This is a genomic window from Paenibacillus zeisoli (genome assembly GCF_003994465.1).
GTDB lineage: Bacteria > Bacillota > Bacilli > Paenibacillales > Paenibacillaceae > Fontibacillus > Fontibacillus zeisoli.
Map to the genome: position 1 here is coordinate 596246 of NZ_RZNX01000002.1, position 17404 is coordinate 613649.

Consider the following 17404-nt stretch of genomic DNA (forward strand, 5'->3'; position numbering starts at 1 on the left):
CCTCCCAGGATTGCACATTAGTACAATCAATTTAAGCCTGAAAACAAAAAAGGGAGAGGAGAAGACTCTCCTTCCCCCTCGTTTGTGATCTTGCAATTATTGAGTTACCCACCAGTTCTGAATGTGGAAGAAATATCCATAAGGTAGTGAAGCTTCTGGTGCGTCTGCTTCAGCATATTTCACGCGTGGTCCCAGACCTTCTGGCTGTCCATATTGATACAGGAATACATATGGAAGATCAGTAGAAATTTCTTTACCAACTTCTTCATAAATCTTCTTACGTTCTGCTTGGTCAACTGTTGAGTAACCTTCTACCCAAAGCTTATCGAGCTTATCGTTCTTGTACCAGCCCATGTTTTGACCAGTTGGCGGGAAGTATTTAGAAGAGAAGGTTTGCTCGCCATCTGGGTCCGGGTTATTCAGGGACCAAGACAAGAGTACTGCTGGGAACTTACCTGGAGTCAAGTTATTATCAGCCCAGGAAGAGAAGTCAATTGCTTTAGGTGTAACTTCGATTCCTACTTCTTTCAAGTTCTGCTGAATTACAGCTGCAACCTGTTGACGACGGCTGTTCCCTGCGTTGTATTGAAGCTCGAATGAGAATCTGTGACCATCTTTAGTCAAGATGCCGTCGGAGCCTGCAACCCAACCATCTTCAGCAAGGAGTTTCTTAGCTGCAGCAGGATCATATTTATACTCAGTAACGGCAGATCCTGGGTCAGCCCAAGTACCTGGAAGGAACGGTGCATTGAGTTTAGTACCAGTACCCTTAAGAATGTTATCAATCATACCTTGGCGGTTAAGCGCCGTAGCAATCGCTTGTCTTGTCTTCTGCCCAGTGAATGGTACGAATTTGTCCGGGAAGTTCTCTGGCTTGAAGTTAAAGGCTACATATTCATACAACGGACCTGGGGCAAGAAGAACTGAAATTCCACTTTTCTTCTTCACGGCTTCAATTTGAGTAACAGGGATAGCTTGAATCAGGTCAGTATCTCCCTTAATCAATGCAGATACCTCTGTGTTCTGATCCGCGTAGATTTTGTATACGACTTTGTCAATATGCGGTTTTTGACCCCAATAATTAGGATCTTTATCAAATGTAAGATACTGCTTTTGCTTCCATTCTGTCCATTTCCAAGCTCCGTTAGTAACCGTCTTGGCAGGATCCTTACCATAAGGGTTGTCTTTCAGCTGCTCTGGCTTCACATCTTTAAGAACGTGATAAGGAATCAGTTGATTGAACAAGCTGTATTGGAAAGGCGCAAATACTTGCTTAAGCGTGATCTTGATCGTTTGATCGTCAACTTTGTCGAGTTTGTCAACTTTATCAAATTGGCCAATCCCAGGAGAACCTGCCTTCGGATCACGGAATGTATTAATTGTAAAAATTACGTCATCCGCAGTAACTGGCTGGCCGTCACTCCATTTTGCTTCTTTTTTCAGCTTAACTGTGTAAGTCTTACCATCTGCCGACACTTCAAGAGGAGCTGCTGCAAGAGACCAAGGTTCAGCCACAAGGTTACCTTTACGATCAAGGTCATACAAATTTGCCATTACAAATCTTGCGGCATCCGAAGATGCAGAGTTGTCTACATAAATTGGGTTAATCGATACGATATCGGAGAAGCTGCTGAATGTCAGTGTTCCTCCATCAACTGGCTTATCTGTAGATTTACTAGCATCTACTTCGGAACCTGTTGGGGCTTTAGTGCTGCTCTCGCTTGATTTCGTATTGCTGCATCCTACAAACAATGCTCCGAACAATGTTAGCGTCGCTAATAGGGCAATCCATTTTTTTGTTTTTACCATTAACGTGTTCCTCCCATTTCTCAATTTTGTTGTCTTACTGTCCTACCTCCGGGCCGAAGCTAACCTCACGTTCTTCTAATTCTGTCTACGGTATGAATGAATTGGTTCATTCATATGCTTACGTGGGCTGTGACCCCCCTTGTGTTTCAGAATCCTAGAATTGTTTAATTAACTTCTAATATATTGTTGTTCAATATATCCTAATAAAAAAAGCAATAATATACATAAGTTTACTCGGAATTATAATTTTAATGGCAAACTCTGGATGTCTACCCCCGGTTCTTTAGTTAACCATGGGTCAATTTAATGTTAATGCCTTCCATTATGTTTTCCAAATAAAAACAAGTATATTATTAATGCTATGATTCATTATTAGTAAATAATATACATTAAATTTACTAAAATTCCAACTATATTTACAGTCAGTTTTTAATTTTTTTTTAATGTAACGTATAGAAAATACTTTTCACTGAGCTTTTTATAGTTTTACAAACTTAATTAAAGCTTAAAATTTAATGTGCATATAACAAAAAAAGCAGCCATTAGATGGCTGCTTTCTATATACCCCGTACTACTCTGTTGTGTAAGGCAACAATGCAACTTGACGGGAACGTTTGATTGCGATAGTCAACAAACGTTGGTATTTTGCGCTAGTGCCGGTTACACGACGTGGCAAAATTTTTCCGCGTTCGCTGATGAATTTCTTCAACAGTTCAGTGTCTTTATAGTCAATGTGAGTAATTTTGTTCACAGTGAAGAAGCACACTTTACGACGTTTGTTACGGCCGCCACGGCGAGCCGGTCTTTTGTCGTTGTCTCCGCCTTCTCTTGGTTTAAAAGCCATGCTGTATCAGTCCTTTCCAATATTAAAATGGCAAATCGTCATCCGATATATCGATCGGTTTTCCGTCATCGGAGAATGGATCTTGATTGCCTCGGGAATTGCTATTGCCGCCACGGTTCGCACCGCCGCCGCTACCACCAAACGATGGTGCTTCTTCCCGTTGACCGCTACCGCCACCTTCTCGATTCGACTCCAAGAAACGGACATTATCGGCGATGACTTCGGTCACGTATACACGTTTACCTTCGTTATTATCGTAATTCCGTACTTGAATGCGTCCTTCGACTGCGGTCAGACGACCTTTACGCAAGTAGTTGGCACAAGTCTCTGCCAGCTGTCTCCACGTAACGACCGGTATAAAGTCCGCTTCGCGTTCTCCGCCTTGTGAGGTGAATGGTCTGTCTACCGCAATGGTAAACTGGGTGACCGCCACGCCCGCTGGGGTATAACGCAGCTCTGGATCACGAGTAAGTCTTCCGATGAGAATGACACGGTTCAACAATCTGGTCCCCTCCTCTGAGCGATAAATTTACAAACACATCTTAAGCAACGTCTTTTGTAATGAGATAACGGATAACTTCGTCGGAAATTTTCAAAATACGTTCCAACTCGTTAATTACATCCGTAGTCGCAGTAAAGTTCACTAGTACGTAAACTCCATCACGAATCTTGTTGATCTCATACGCAAGCCGGCGTTTGCCTAAAACATCATGCTTTGTAATTTCCCCGCCGTTTTGGATGATGCCTTGGAATTTTTCGACTACAGCTTGAAGAGCTTCCTGCTCAAGATCTGGACGAATAATGTACATCACTTCGTATTTGCGCATATCTTTCACCTCCTCTTGGACTCACGGCCCCCAATGCATAGCTTGGGAGCAAGGAGCGAGCGTAAACTCGCACCATAGTAATATAACAAATTTGAAAGCCTGATGCAAGTGAAACTGAATGAAATAAAGAATATATGTTCCTAATCCGTTATGAACTTCCAAGTTCCTGCCGCCGCATCTCCACATGAACTGCCAATGGAGCGTGCACACTAAGGCAGTAAAACCTACTTTAATATTGGAAGGGAGATCAGTGATTATGGGTGAGCAAACTGAGTTCGAACCCGGAGATAAAGCGCCAAACCCCGGCATTTATACGGAGGTAGGTGAAGCGCGCAGCTTCCATACCCAAATTCAGGATCCGAAGCGTGTCGAGCTAGAACGTGGGGACATCTTCCCGGAAACAAGTAAAAAGAATCGCAAGTGGAAAAAGGCCGAAAAGGCACGCGTTCATTAATGTAATATTTTACCAATCACTAAACTGTATAACATTTCGCCCTACTGCACATTCTATCTTTAGACGGCGTACAAGAGAGGTGTGGTTCCGTTGGACCTGTTCAGCGAAACATCCGTTAGGAGTCTTATTCACAACTCGATGTTCAGTGTAAATTAAAGAAATATTCGGTGCCTCTTCTGTGAAGAAGAAGCTGCAGGGTATATGCTTTAGTTCTCTGGTTAGGAACGTGAGGCGCCCAAGGAGGACCCCTCTTCCTGGTGCTTCCAGCGTAAGGTTGCAATTGCCGAATGTCTCCTGCATTTGTGTGAGAGAAGAATTCCAAATGTGCGCCGTCTACCACAAAGAGGTCCCCTTATGGGGACCTTTTTAATTCATCTTGTTTAACTTATCGCATGTGGTGAATATAACAACAAAAAAATCTCCGCGGTTACGGAGATTATCTCAATTAAAATCATATTCAGAAGTGGCGGAAAGAGTGGGATTCGAACCCACGCACGCCTTGCGACGCCTAGCTGATTTCGAGTCAGCCCCCTTGGGCCTCTTGGGTACCTTTCCGCAGCAATAATGATTTTAACATATTGCCATACAGTTTGCAATATAGCTTAATCTTCCCGGATCAGCAGCCCTTTTTTACTTAATCTGACTATATTGATGTCATCTCGCTGCCTTGGTCCCCTTCTGCTGATCTAAGTACCTTCTTCATATTTTTCTCGAACTTGGCTCTTGGAATCAGAACGCTATGCTTGCAGCCTACACACTTAATTCGTATATCCATGCCCATCCGGATAATCTCCATTTCATTACTGCCGCAAGGGTGACTTTTCTTCATTTGAACAATATCACCAAGCTGAAATACTTTACGTTCCAATACATACAACTCCTTCGCGCAATGTAAGCTTAGATTAGCTAAGAATGTGTCTTATGCCTCAGCTGCGAGCCCATCCCCGACTTCATCCAGGGCCTCCTTCGCATAAGTCTGGATCTCCCGCTCTACCTCTGAACGTTTGCCCGGCAAGCATTCAGCTGCAATTCTCACTACATATTCACTTGTTGTAATGGACTGAACTCCGAGTACATTAGGCACGTTCGCCAATGCTTCTGTGTTCTCTTTTAATTGCGTCATGGATCTTCTCAGGATTTCCAGAGAATCGTCCAGCTTCCTTTGGTTGCTTATCGGAATATCAACAACAGCCAGAGCATTATTAAGCGAGTAATTGGTAACATTCGTGATCATACCATTTGGAATTATATGTACCTCACCTGTCCAACTAACCAATCTTGTTGTGCGCAGCCCAATGATCTCTACAGTCCCTTTTAAAGTTCCAGTCTGGATCACATCTCCTACGGCGAATTGATCCTCAAGTATAATGAAGAATCCTGTGATCACATCTTTGACAAGACTTTGTGCACCAAACCCGATTGCCAGTCCGAAGACGCCTGCTCCCGCAAGCAGAGGAGCCAATTCAACTCCAAACTCCCCGAGCAAAAGCATAATCATTACAAAGTTACTCGCGATCGATATGACATTCTTAAGCAATTCTCCGACAGTTACGAATCGGCGCGGATTCACATTAATGCGGCTTTCCTCATGACGCTGAAGAGAATGGTCAATAAATTTAAATACAATTTTGATAAATACCCGGGTGATGATCATAATGACTATAATTCTTATGCAGGAAAATAGCACGTTCTCCCACATATCTATATTCGTGAACCACTCCCAAATTTTATCTTTCCAAGTTGCCGCCGTTTGTAATGCTTGGCCTGTCATTCCTTTAGGTGCTTCTGCAGCGAAGAACATGGCACTCCCTCCTCTTCCATACAGCAAAGCTTTGACTTAATTGAATTAAGTCTCACTCCGAATCTAGATCAATCGTAACATAACCCTGCATTTCTTTCGAATAGATCCCCCTGATCTCTACCCTTTCTGATCTTATTATATTTCTCACCACAGACAAACTCTCAGGTTCAAACTGAATAGAAAGCGCACACCCGGCTGTTATCTCCTTCGGTGTCGGGAACAGGTCCATCTCTACCTCTGCATACTCGAGCAGCATTTCCGCGCGCAGCGCCTGTTGGGTAGAATCAAAGGCCATCACAAGCCAATTATCCATCATCGTACGTTTCTCCTTCTTAAGCGGATTGCAGGTGCTCTCCAAGTATAAAATCTTCCTAATATTCATATACTAACTACTATATTGGTACAACTACAGACTATGTAACCGGCAGCGCTTCTCCCATATTGAATGGAAAGGAAGATTTTATGTCTCATACAGATCCAACCCTTGCTGCTCAGGAGATTCCTTATTTAAAAATACTACATACTGAGCCCGGCATACATTCAGCTATTATTCATCGGCTTCTTCTCCATTTTGCCAAGCTATCCGTCCGGCAGGAGATCGTCATTGTCTGTATTGGTACAGACAGGTCTACAGGTGATTGTCTGGGTCCCCTCGTCGGAACAGCCCTGTCTAAACTGCAGTGCAGTAGCTTCCATCTCTATGGTACCTTAGATGAACCTGTACATGCCATGAACCTTAAAGACACACTTCTTCACATCCAGCAGGTTCATGATAATCCGTTTGTTATAGGTATAGATGCCTGCCTTGGTCAATCATCCAGTGTGGGTTGTATTCAGGTTGTTCATGGTCCCCTTCGCCCTGGTGCAGGGGTAAACAAAGAACTGCCGCCGGTCGGCGATATCCATCTTACGGGCATCGTCAATGTCGGCGGCTTTATGGAATATTTTGTATTACAAAATACTCGGCTTAGTCTTGTTATGCGTTTGTCTGATATTATCGCAACCAGCCTGTATGGTGCCATAAAGGAATGGGACCGCAGCTTTAGGCCTCTTGTTCGGCGAGAAGAATGGCGTCCTTTTCCTCAGGAGAGAGTGAATAAGGCGACTCCCCTTTAACGACTGGCTTCGCATATACATAAGAGCCATCTCGGTTGTAGATGCCCGTCAGGACAATTCCGTCCTGCTGACTATCTATAAATGCCACAGAGAAGCTAAGTTCATTCCCTCGTTCATTAAAGGCATTATATCGTTTAATGCCTATTTTTGCTTTTTGCTTAGGAAGCAGCTTCTGGATGGATTGCAGTTGCCGCTGCTGATCCCCCTGCTCATCCTCGATAGAATCCAATTGAACCTTGAGATCAATAAGCAGTGTCTCCAGGTTCTCTACTCCTGCCCCGGCCATCATAATCTCATATTTACGACGCATCTTCTTCAGCTTGCTTCCCTGTACGATATTCCAGATGAGAAATAAGATAAACAACAAGGCGGTTCCCACGATGATTAATCCCAATTGTTCGCTGAAAAGTTTATTCCATTCCCCCATGCCTGGCTCTACCCCTCTATCATAATTTATGCTCTGTATAACTGCTGCATCGCCTTTATAAGGGCGTTCACTTCATAGGCAGTTGTAGAGTAACCTACGCTAGCTCTTACTGCTCCGGTTAAGGTAGTGCCTGCTGTCTCATGCCCTAACGGAGTACAATGAAAGCCGGCTCTTACTGCGATTTGATATTCCCTGTCAAGACGGAAGGCTACCTCGGCAGCATCTTGATCAGCTACATTGAAAGTTACAATTCCAGTTCTAGGCGCTCCCAGCGCTGGACCGAGCAGGCTAATTCCTGGAATATCTGCTAGTCCCCGCATAAGTTCCTGCGTCAACTGCCATTCTCTGCTGTAGATATTCTCTACTCCCTCTGCTAGCACTTCTTTGACTCCTTCCCCTAAGCCGGCAATACCTGCCGTATTAGGAGTGCCTGCTTCATAACGATCAGGGCGAACTGATGGCTGTTCCAGCTCCTCAGATTGACTCCCAGTCCCTCCATGAAGATGTGGAACCAAATCTATATCGGGGCGAATATAGAGCCCTCCTGTACCCTGGGGTCCAAGTAAGGCTTTATGCCCTGGAAAGGCAAGCATGTCTATATTCATTTCCTTCACATCAATTGGATACGCTCCAGCAGTCTGTGCCGCGTCAACAAGCAATACGGCTCCATGCTGATGAGTCATTTTGGCAATTTCCTCAATTGGGGCTATGCTTCCTAGCAAATTGGAGCTATGACTGCAAACCACTAATCGAGTATTTTCTTCAAATGCCCTCTTCATACTTAAAAGGTTAATCTCGCCCTCTTGACTTACAGGTATATACTCAACCTTAACCCCCAGAGTACGCTTTAGAAACTCAAGTGGTCGCCTTACAGAATTATGTTCCACCATCGTGGCAATCACATGATCGCCTGGTTTAAGAAATCCCTTAATAGCAAGGTTAAGCGCACTTGTCGTATTGGATGTAAAAGCGATGTCTACAGGGTTCTCTACTCCGAAAAGTGTGGCCAATCGACTTCGTGACCTCATGAGGACTCTGCCCGCTTGAATAGCCATGGCATGGTTTCCCCTGCCCGGATTTGCCGCACTTCCTGAAAGCGCTTCTTCAACTGCCCTAATAACTCCTGCAGGTTTGGGCCAGGAGGTCGCTGCATGATCTAAGTAAATCACTAATTCCCACCCTTCCCCTCTAGGTTAACTTTACTCAATATAAGATCAAGAAAGACATACCTCTCCTTCTTGCATAAGGAGAAATATGTCAATTCATCATTGAAGCATGTCAAGTAAACGCTGTAAATCCTGCTGGCTAAAATAGTTAATTTCTATCTTGCCTTTATCCTTGGCCGGTTTGATTTTCACTGTAGTCTTAAATCTTTCACGAAGACTTTCTTCAACCTCTTCAATATAAGGATCTCTCTTCTTAGCAGCAATCTTCACTTTAGAAGTGTCTAGTTTTTTACGATCAAGCTGCTGCACTGCATCCTCCAGCTCTCTAACACTCCACTCATTTTCGATACATTGTTTGGCAAGCTGTTTTATTAGTGCTGTATCCTTCAGTCCGACAATGGCTCTCGCATGTCCCATCGATAATGTTCCACGTGAAACAAAATCCTTCACTTCATCAGGAAGTGCCAGCAATCGAAGAAAGTTGGCGATATGAGAACGGGATTTCCCTACCTTTAAGGATAATTCTTCCTGCGTCAATTCGAACTGATCCATTAGCCCCTGATAAGCAACAGCAATCTCCATTGCATTCAGATTCTCCCGTTGAAGGTTCTCGATAAGAGCGATCTCCATAACCTGCTGGTCCGTGAAGCTGCGTACGACAGCTGGTACTGTAGTATTTCCACAATATTGAGAAGCTCTGAATCGCCGTTCACCTGCAATGATTTCATATCCCTTAAGGACACTTCTAACTATAATCGGCTGAATTACACCATGCTGACGAATAGATTCTGCCAGGTCCTTGATGGCTTCTTCATCAAAAGTCTTACGAGGCTGGTAGGGATTTGCCCGAAGCTGATTAAGTGGAATTTCTACCACCTTATCGTCATCACTAACAGAAAGCGATGGAATCAGCGCATCAAGTCCTTTTCCCAGACGCTTACTCATAAGAAATCACTTCCTTTGCCAATTCTAAATACACCTCTGCCCCTTTTGAGCGAGGGTCGTACGTAATAATTGACTGCCCGTGAGAAGGCGCTTCACTCAGTCTAACATTGCGCGGAATAACTGTTTTGTAGACCTTTTGTTGGAAATACTTCTTCACTTCTTCAATAACTTGTATGCCCAGATTAGTTCTGGCATCGAACATCGTAAGCAGCACACCCTCGATTTGCAGCGAGGTGTTAAGATGCTTCTGAACCAGACGCACCGTATTTAACAGCTGACTAAGTCCTTCAAGGGCATAGTATTCACATTGAATTGGAATCAGGACAGAGTCCGCGGCGGTTAACGAATTGATCGTCAGGATGCCTAATGAAGGAGGGCAATCGATAATGATATAGTCATATTGGCTCTTCACTTGCTGTAGAGATTTCTTGAGCCGTACTTCACGTGAAATCGTAGGCACAAGTTCAATCTCCGCCCCAGCCAACTGAATCGTAGCTGGAATCATGTCCAAGCCTTCGATTTGGGTAGGTGTAATTGCTTCTTTGGGATGAACCTCATTGATTAGAACATCATAAATGCAGTTAGCAACGTCAGCTTTATTTATACCAATACCGCTGGTCGTATTCCCCTGTGGATCGATATCTACAAGTAGAACTTTCTTCCCCAGCGTAGCCAGCCCGGCTCCCAAATTGACCGATGTCGTAGTTTTTCCTACACCGCCCTTTTGGTTGGCAATGGCAATGATTTTAGACAACCTGTTTCACCTCAATATTATTTAAGAATCTTCTTGTAGATCCATACAGTGGAATGGATTATTCAGGCCATTTCACCGTACATGTGTGGGTCAACTCAAAGAGGCAGCTACAAAAAGACAGAAAAAGCGGCTACTGCTGCCGCCTTCTTAGCGCATACTTGTCCATTAACGTTTAGGAATCTTTATTACGATTTCATAATGATCTTCATGATCAGTTTCAGTCTTCTTGATCTGCAGTCCGGAACCCGATACCATATCAATCGATTGCCGAATCGTATTTAAAGCTAGACGGACATCTTTGGTAAAAGAAATACGCTTGGATTTTTTGTTTTTAGCTACTTCTTTATAAAAAGCAATTCTTGCTTCTGTTTGCTTCACATTCAAGTCTTTAGCGATGATCTCTTCCAGTACCTTCAGCTGAAGTTCTTCTGTATCTAATGACAAAAGAGCCCTAGCATGACGCTCAGTAATTTTCCGTTCCATTAAAGCATTCTTCACAACTTCAGGCAGATGCAGGAGACGGATCTTGTTAGCGATTGTGGACTGACTCTTTCCTAATCTCTGTGCCAGACTCTCCTGAGTCAGCTGGTGAAGGTCAATCAGATTCTGGTATGCGATAGCTTCCTCTATAGAGGTAAGATTCTCCCTCTGCAAGTTCTCGATTAATGCAATGGAGGCAGCCTGGGAATCATTAAAGTCCCGAACTATGGCAGGAATCGTGTCAAATCCCAGCTTCTTCACTGCACGCCAACGACGTTCTCCAGCAATGATCTCATATTTCTCATTCCGGTAACGGACCACGATAGGCTGAATAACACCATGAGTTTTGATTGTTTGACATAACTCATCAATTCTTTCATCGTCAAAAACTGTCCGAGGCTGGTAGGGGCCGCCGACAATGTTATCTACCGGAAGTTGCTTTACTTCTTCCCCGCTGTTTCGTTCGGTCAACCCAAACAATTTAGAAAATTGTTCTTTCATTCCGTAGATTACCACCTAATTTCATAGTAGCATAAGGCACTGCCTTATGATCTTCATTCACGAGGGAATGAGTTAATGGCATCCGATAAAGGCCTTGAATTCCCGACTTATAAGGGATAAACATCCTGTTTCAGAACGAGATTCGTATGCTTTGGATATAATCTATTCTATCACTTTTTCCTCTATAATCCTATTCTCTATCTTACCAGTTTCTGACCAATCATTCCATATGGAACTAAAGAAGTAGACGATTGGGCAGGCAACTATTTATTTACGATAGATAGTCAACTCTATAACTATATATTAAATCCATATTGATGAATAAAATACTAATTATTCAGTTAATCATTCTCAATAATTAACAATTGTGTGATTCGAGCTTGATCCGTGATTGTTTCACGTGGAACACAAAAAATACCAAAAAAATAACACCTCTATATAAGAGGTGTCTTTAATGGAGTGCCCGCCTTGCGCGGATACTTTTTCGGTGTCGAAGCGTTCTTTTTAATCAAAATAATATGCCGCTCTGAATTTTCCACAGGAAGGTTAAAGTTGTAACTTTCAACTAAAGAGCCTTTAAGTTCTTTCATACTGAAAGCTGCTTCCTTGATCTCTTCATCTGGGTTGTTCCCCTTCATTGCGGCGAATACCCCACCCGGCTTCACAAATGGAAGACAGAATTCGTTCAACACAGCTAAGCGTGCAACGGCTCTAGCCGTAGCCAAGTCGTATGCATCGCGGTGCTCTGGAAGTCTTGCGATATCCTCTGCCCTGCCATGGATAAGCTGTACATCCTTCAAACCAATAGTATCCACAACATGCTGGAGGAATGAGATGCGCTTGTTAAGTGAATCCACGATTGTAAGCTTAAGATGAGGAAATGCGATTTTGAGTGGAATGCCTGGAAATCCGGCACCCGAGCCCACATCGATCATACGGCCAACAGCGTCCATTCCTTTATAAAAAGCAAGTGTCAATGAATCATAAAAATGCTTCACATACACCTGATTCCGTTCCGTAATTCCAGTCAAATTCATTTTCTCGTTCCAGGATACAAGCTCCTGGAAGTAGATATCAAATTGCTCCAGCTGTTTATCACTTAGGTGAATACCTTGAGCCTGAATTAAGCTGACAAAATCAGATTGAACTGAATCCATAATTTATCCTCCTGCAGCAGTCACTCGATTATAATGCTCAAGATAGACCAGAAGGATTGAAATATCAGCCGGAGTAACACCAGATATCCGGGAAGCCTGACCAATCGAGATTGGACGAATGCGATCCAGCTTCTGCCGTGCCTCCATCGCTATGCCATGGATGTCATCATACTTGATATTATCAGGAATCTTCTTCTTCTCCATCTTTTGAAGCCGTTCCACATGGAGCAGCTGCTTCTCAATGTAGCCTGCATATTTGATTTGAATCTCTACTTGCTCCTTCATTTCATCATCCAGTTCAAGAGTAGAAGGAGATAAAGGCTCAATATGAGTGTAGCTGACTTCAGGGCGACGAAGAATGTTAAGCATGTTGCTTCCATCTTGGATTGGAGCCGAACCGATAGACTCCAGAATTGGATTAACCTCCACTGGACGCACCTTGGTTGATTTGAGACGCTCGATCTCAAGTTCAACATTCTGCTTCTTGTTAAGGAATTGATCATATCGATCCTGCTTGATCAAGCCAATATCATAACCGATCGGTGTGAGACGAAGATCAGCATTGTCATGACGAAGAAGAAGACGGTATTCAGCTCTAGAAGTGAGAAGACGATAGGGCTCATTTGTGCCCTTAGTAACCAGATCATCAATAAGGACACCAATATAACCCTGGGATCGATCAAGGACTACCGGCTCTTTCCCCTGCACTTTGCGAGCCGCATTAATCCCCGCCATAATCCCTTGTCCTGCTGCTTCCTCATATCCAGATGTTCCGTTCAACTGACCCGCCGTGAAGAGACCGGGTACAAGCTTAGTCTCAAGCGAAGGCCACAGTTGTGTCGGCACCATCGCGTCATATTCGATCGCGTAACCCGTACGCATCATTTCCACATTTTGCAGCCCTGGAATCGAGCGCAGAATCTGCAGCTGAACATCTTCAGGCATACTGGTGGACAAACCTTGAACGTAATACTCTGAAGTGTTCTTGCCTTCCGGCTCGAGGAAAATTTGATGCTTAGGCTTGTCGCTGAAGCGTACAATTTTATCTTCTATTGAAGGACAGTATCTTGGACCCGTTCCCTCAATGACACCCGAGAACATCGGAGCCCGATGAAGATTTGAATTAATAATCTCATGGGTCTCAATTGAAGTGTATGTCAACCAGCACGGTAACTGTTCGTTATCAGAACTTTTGGTTTCATAGGAAAAGAATTTAGGCTTCTCGTCACCAGGTTGAATCTCCGTCTGTGAGAAGTCAATGGTATCCTTGTGAACACGCGGAGGTGTTCCCGTCTTGAATCTTACGAGCTCTAAGCCAAGCTCTTTCAAATGAGCGGCTAATCTTACTGAAGGCTGCTGATTATTCGGACCACTTTCGTACATCAGCTCGCCCATAATGATTTTGCCACGCAGATAGGTACCTGTTGTTAACACTACCGCTTTCCCGCGGTACTCTGCTCCAGTCTTGGTGACAACACCCACACACTTTCCATCTTCGATAATTAACTCTTCGACCATCCCTTGGCGAAGCGTTAAATTCTCTTCCTTCTCCATGGTTTCTTTCATGGCATGCTGATACATGAACTTGTCCGCCTGAGCACGCAGTGCATGAACGGCTGGCCCTTTCCCTGTATTCAGCATACGCATCTGGATAAAAGTCTTATCAATATTCCGGCCCATTTCTCCGCCTAACGCATCAATCTCCCTAACTACGTGGCCTTTTGCAGGACCACCAATAGATGGGTTACATGGCATGAATGCAACCATGTCTAGGTTGATGGTAACCATAAGCGTACTGCAGCCCATGCGAGCTGCTGCCAATGCCGCTTCTACACCAGCATGGCCCGCACCCACGACGATCACATCATATTCCCCCGCCGGGTATCCCATTCTTTCTTTACCTCCTTATATATCGAGCGTTCCACAGCCTTATGAATCTCATCATAACCGCAATCGGAACCGTTTATTTACTGAACTATATGCATTGAGCTAAAAATAACTACATCCACCATCATACCACGTTCCCAGCCTATAAACTGATCATCCGAGCAAATACTTTACTTATTTCCCTAAGCAGAATTGGGAGAATATTTGATCCAGCAGCGAATCCGGTGCGGAGTCCCCGATAACCTCTCCAAGCTGCTCCCATGCGAGACGGACATCAATTTGGTAAATGTCAATGGGGATACCCGAGTCAGCTGCTTCATAAGCATCCTTCAAGGAGGCCGCTGCCTTGTTAAGGAGCGCTATATGCCTTACGTTGCTGACATAAGTCAGATCACCCGATTCAAGCTGCCCGCCCAGGAATAGGTGGGTAATGGCCTCCTCCAGACTCTCCAGTCCTTCTGATGTTCTTACAGAAAGCTTAACGCGATTCTCCTCTGGGAAATAACGCCCGACCACCTCTAAATCAATCTGCTGCGGAAGGTCACTCTTGTTGATCAGTACGATAACCTGACGATGCTGAATTTGCTGCATCAGGGTAATCTCATCCTCATGCAGCGGCTCTGCCCCATTTAGCACAAGGAGAATCAGATCAGCCTCATTCACTGCTGCTTTGGAGCGCTCTACCCCAATCTGCTCCACCACATCGATCGTCTCCCGAATTCCCGCCGTATCCAGCAGCTTAAGAGGGATATTGTTAATGGTTACGAACTCTTCAATCACATCACGAGTTGTACCGGGAATGTCCGTAACAATGGCTTTGTTCTCTCTCACGAGGGCATTCATTAATGAGGATTTTCCGACATTGGGCCGGCCAATAATCGCCGTGGTTATCCCCTCACGAAGGATTTTTCCCTCATTGGCCCGCTTCAGCAGCCGATCAATTCCTGCCTGGGCCTGGGTGCATTTCTCTTTGATAAACTCCGAAGTCAGCGACTCTACATCATGCTCCGGATAATCAATATTTACTTCAATATGCGCAAGGGTCTCCAGCAGCGTCTGACGGATCTCATGGATTCTCCGGGATAGATCCCCTTCTACCTGCTTGAGGGCAACGGAGAAGGCTCGGTCAGACTTGGAGCGAATCAGATCAATAACCGCTTCAGCCTGTGACAAGTCAATCCGCCCATTAAGAAAGGCCCGCTTGGTGAATTCACCCGGTTCGGCAAGCCGGATTAGAGGCTGCTTCAGCAGCAGATCCATCACCCTTTTCACCGAAATTACTCCACCGTGGGTGCTAATCTCCACCACATCTTCCGTTGTGAACGAACGCGGTGCTCTCATCACTGTGACAAGAACCTCTTCAAGCTTATCTCCCGTAACCGGGTCTATAATAAAGCCGTAATGAACGGTGTGACTATCCGCTTCGGTTAAGGGCGTCTTGGAACGAAGAAGCCGTCCAACCTCAGCAACAGCCTCCGGCCCACTCACCCGAATAACAGCAATGCCACCTTCCCCTACAGCTGTTGAGATCGCAGCAATTGTATCTGTAACCATCTTCTCACCTCTTCTATATAAATAAAAAGAAATGACGATTGCCGAGGCAAACGTCACTCCCATTACATTCATTTACTTTGTCTCACCGTAATAACTACCCTGCGGTTAGGCTCTTCGCCCTTGCTATAAGTCTTCACTTCAGGATGATCCTGCAGCTTCGCATGAATCACCTTACGCTCCTGAGGAGCCATAGGCTCCAGAGAGACTTCCTTCTGTGTCCGGACCACTTTGCCAGCAAGTCTCAGAGCCAACTCCTCCAGTGTTTTCTTACGACGCTCTCTGAAGTTCTCCGCATCCAGAACAAGCCGTATGAAGCTATCCGAGTAGCGGTTTGCTACGATATTGGCTAAATATTGAAGTGCATCAAGGGTTTGACCCCTTCTTCCTATGAGTAGACCAAGATCAGAACCGGAAATGTTAAGAATCGTGCTGTCCTTGCGGTGCACAATCTCTATCTCTACCTGCAGGCCCATGCTTTCACCTACATCCGAGATAAATGACGCCGCCTCTTGAAAAGGATCTTTGCCTTCATGCTGAAATTCTTCGCTGCTTAAAGCTGGCTGCTCTATAATCTCTACATGAGTAGTTTCGACCTTTGGCGGTTCTGTCGTCGTATCGGTCAGCAAAGTAATCTCTACTTTGGCTTCCTTTACTCCAAACAGACCCAGGAATCCTCTTGATGGCTGCTCCAACACTTTCACGGCAACTTGATTCTCGGTGGTGCCGAGCTTAGCCAATCCTTGTCTAACAGCATCTTCAATGGTTTTTCCCGACGTCACAACTTTGTTCATTTTTTCTTGTTGGCCTCCTTGTTGGTGCCTCTTGCCGGTGTACCGGCCTTCAGATTGGATCCACCTCTCTTGGATTTACCGCTCACGGGTGCGGCCTCAACAACAGCCACTTCACCAGCCGGTTTCTTATAGAGGAAGTAGTTCTGAACAATCGTGTAGATATTACTGAAGAACCAATATAAAGGAAGTGCGGAAGGGAAGTTGTAAGCCATGATAAAGATCAACACAGGATAGATAAACATCATGAACTGCATAGGTCCCTGCATTCCGCTTGGATTCATATTGGACATCATCTTGGTCTGAATAAATGTACTTATTGCAGCTAATGCCGGCAGGATGAACAAATGGTCCGGCTGGCCAAGTTGAAGCCACAAGAACGGATGCTCCCGGATAGCTGAGTTGTAAATAATAGAGTTATACAGCGCAATGAATACAGGCATCTGAATGATCAGCGGCAAGCAGCCTGCCATCGGATTAACCTTATTCTCCTGGAACAACTTCATGGTCTCCTGCTGTTGAAGCTGCGGATTATCCTTGTACTGCTCTTTGATCTTCGCAAGCTGCGGCTGGATCGCCTGCATGGCCTTCGAACTCTTCACCTGTTTAAGGGTAAGCGGCAATATAATTGTCCGCACAATAATCACCATGACCAAGATCGCCAGCCCGTACTCCCCGCCGAACCATCTGGCGAACGTATCAAGGGCAAGTGAGAAATAGTAGACTACATTTTTTTGCCAGAAGGAACTGCTGTTAGCCATGTCCTCTGTAGTGTGTGTTGGCGTTGCACTTGGTGTACAGCCGGCAAGCAGAACAAGCATTCCAACTGCCAGTGCAATAAGCAGCCACTTGCTTTTAGTTGACTTCAATCGCGACACTTCATAACCCCTCTCT

At 44.8% G+C, this 17404-nt stretch carries 19 protein-coding genes and 1 tRNA gene; 2 read left to right on the top strand and 18 right to left on the bottom strand.

Annotated features, from left to right (window positions below; genetic code table 11):
* Positions 1-96: 96 nt before the first annotated feature.
* From EJP77_RS08890 to rpsF, 4 genes are all read right to left on the bottom strand, one after another.
* The gene (locus tag EJP77_RS08890; RefSeq protein ID WP_127198852.1) at positions 97-1809 is read right to left on the bottom strand and encodes an ABC transporter substrate-binding protein; all 1713 of its coding nucleotides are present in this window, start codon (positions 1807-1809) and stop codon (positions 97-99) included.
* Positions 1810-2380: 571 nt separating this feature from the next.
* Positions 2381-2653 carry a 30S ribosomal protein S18 gene (rpsR, locus tag EJP77_RS08895; protein WP_127198853.1) on the bottom strand — a complete coding sequence of 91 codons (273 nt, stop codon included), beginning with the start codon at positions 2651-2653 and terminating at the stop codon, positions 2381-2383.
* 22 nt (positions 2654-2675) lie between these two features.
* Entirely contained in the window at positions 2676-3155 is a 480-nt protein-coding gene (ssb, locus tag EJP77_RS08900) for a single-stranded DNA-binding protein (protein WP_127198854.1), read from the bottom strand.
* 40 nt (positions 3156-3195) lie between these two features.
* Complete coding sequence (rpsF, locus tag EJP77_RS08905; RefSeq protein WP_127198855.1) at positions 3196-3480, bottom strand: 30S ribosomal protein S6; 285 nt, start codon at positions 3478-3480, stop codon at positions 3196-3198.
* A 256-nt stretch (positions 3481-3736) separates the two neighbouring features.
* Between rpsF and EJP77_RS08910 the strand changes: the two genes are divergently transcribed.
* Complete coding sequence (locus EJP77_RS08910) at positions 3737-3934, top strand: YjzC family protein (RefSeq protein WP_127198856.1); 198 nt, start codon at positions 3737-3739, stop codon at positions 3932-3934.
* Positions 3935-4398: 464 nt separating this feature from the next.
* Here EJP77_RS08910 and EJP77_RS08915 read toward each other — a convergent pair.
* The 4 genes from EJP77_RS08915 to EJP77_RS08930 all read right to left on the bottom strand — a co-directional run bounded on the left by EJP77_RS08915 (position 4399) and on the right by EJP77_RS08930 (position 6048).
* A tRNA-Ser gene (locus tag EJP77_RS08915) sits at positions 4399-4489 on the bottom strand.
* An 88-nt stretch (positions 4490-4577) separates the two neighbouring features.
* The gene (locus EJP77_RS08920; protein ID WP_127198857.1) at positions 4578-4802 is read right to left on the bottom strand and encodes a DUF951 domain-containing protein; all 225 of its coding nucleotides are present in this window, start codon (positions 4800-4802) and stop codon (positions 4578-4580) included.
* A 51-nt stretch (positions 4803-4853) separates the two neighbouring features.
* On the bottom strand, positions 4854-5735 hold the full coding sequence (locus EJP77_RS08925) for a mechanosensitive ion channel family protein (protein ID WP_127198858.1): 882 nt from the start codon (positions 5733-5735) through the stop codon (positions 4854-4856).
* Positions 5736-5787: 52 nt separating this feature from the next.
* Complete coding sequence (locus EJP77_RS08930) at positions 5788-6048, bottom strand: putative Se/S carrier protein (RefSeq protein WP_127198920.1); 261 nt, start codon at positions 6046-6048, stop codon at positions 5788-5790.
* Positions 6049-6197: 149 nt separating this feature from the next.
* On the opposite strand from EJP77_RS08930, the gene yyaC reads away from it, so the two are divergent.
* Entirely contained in the window at positions 6198-6851 is a 654-nt protein-coding gene (gene yyaC, locus EJP77_RS08935) for a spore protease YyaC (RefSeq protein WP_127198859.1), read from the top strand.
* Here the strand turns inward: yyaC and EJP77_RS08940 are convergent.
* The 10 genes from EJP77_RS08940 to EJP77_RS08985 form a co-directional block, all read right to left on the bottom strand.
* Positions 6778-7278, bottom strand: coding sequence for a DUF4446 family protein (locus EJP77_RS08940; protein WP_127198860.1), 501 nt, complete (start codon positions 7276-7278; stop codon positions 6778-6780). The genes yyaC and EJP77_RS08940 overlap by 74 nt on opposite strands.
* A 26-nt stretch (positions 7279-7304) precedes the next feature.
* Positions 7305-8447, bottom strand: coding sequence for an aminotransferase class V-fold PLP-dependent enzyme (locus tag EJP77_RS08945; RefSeq protein WP_127198861.1), 1143 nt, complete (start codon positions 8445-8447; stop codon positions 7305-7307).
* Between the two features lie 96 nt (positions 8448-8543).
* On the bottom strand, positions 8544-9389 hold the full coding sequence (locus tag EJP77_RS08950; protein WP_127198862.1) for a ParB/RepB/Spo0J family partition protein: 846 nt from the start codon (positions 9387-9389) through the stop codon (positions 8544-8546).
* A complete protein-coding gene (locus tag EJP77_RS08955; protein ID WP_127198863.1) occupies positions 9382-10143 on the bottom strand; it encodes a ParA family protein in 762 nt (253 codons plus the stop codon). Before EJP77_RS08955 ends, EJP77_RS08950 begins: the two co-directional genes overlap by 8 nt.
* Positions 10144-10308: 165 nt before the next feature.
* On the bottom strand, positions 10309-11124 hold the full coding sequence (gene noc / locus EJP77_RS08960; RefSeq protein WP_127198864.1) for a nucleoid occlusion protein: 816 nt from the start codon (positions 11122-11124) through the stop codon (positions 10309-10311).
* Between the two features lie 434 nt (positions 11125-11558).
* A complete protein-coding gene (gene rsmG, locus EJP77_RS08965) occupies positions 11559-12281 on the bottom strand; it encodes a 16S rRNA (guanine(527)-N(7))-methyltransferase RsmG (protein WP_127198865.1) in 723 nt (240 codons plus the stop codon).
* A gap of 3 nt (positions 12282-12284) precedes the next feature.
* Positions 12285-14171 (bottom strand): tRNA uridine-5-carboxymethylaminomethyl(34) synthesis enzyme MnmG, encoded by a 1887-nt coding sequence (gene mnmG / locus EJP77_RS08970; protein ID WP_127198866.1) that lies wholly within the window; start codon positions 14169-14171, stop codon positions 12285-12287.
* Between the two features lie 171 nt (positions 14172-14342).
* Complete coding sequence (gene mnmE, locus EJP77_RS08975) at positions 14343-15722, bottom strand: tRNA uridine-5-carboxymethylaminomethyl(34) synthesis GTPase MnmE (protein ID WP_127198867.1); 1380 nt, start codon at positions 15720-15722, stop codon at positions 14343-14345.
* A gap of 68 nt (positions 15723-15790) precedes the next feature.
* Positions 15791-16513 (bottom strand): RNA-binding cell elongation regulator Jag/EloR, encoded by a 723-nt coding sequence (jag, locus tag EJP77_RS08980; RefSeq protein ID WP_127198868.1) that lies wholly within the window; start codon positions 16511-16513, stop codon positions 15791-15793.
* On the bottom strand, positions 16510-17388 hold the full coding sequence (locus tag EJP77_RS08985) for a YidC/Oxa1 family membrane protein insertase (RefSeq protein WP_127198869.1): 879 nt from the start codon (positions 17386-17388) through the stop codon (positions 16510-16512). The genes jag and EJP77_RS08985 overlap by 4 nt, the downstream gene beginning before the upstream one ends.
* Positions 17389-17404 lie beyond the last annotated feature (16 nt).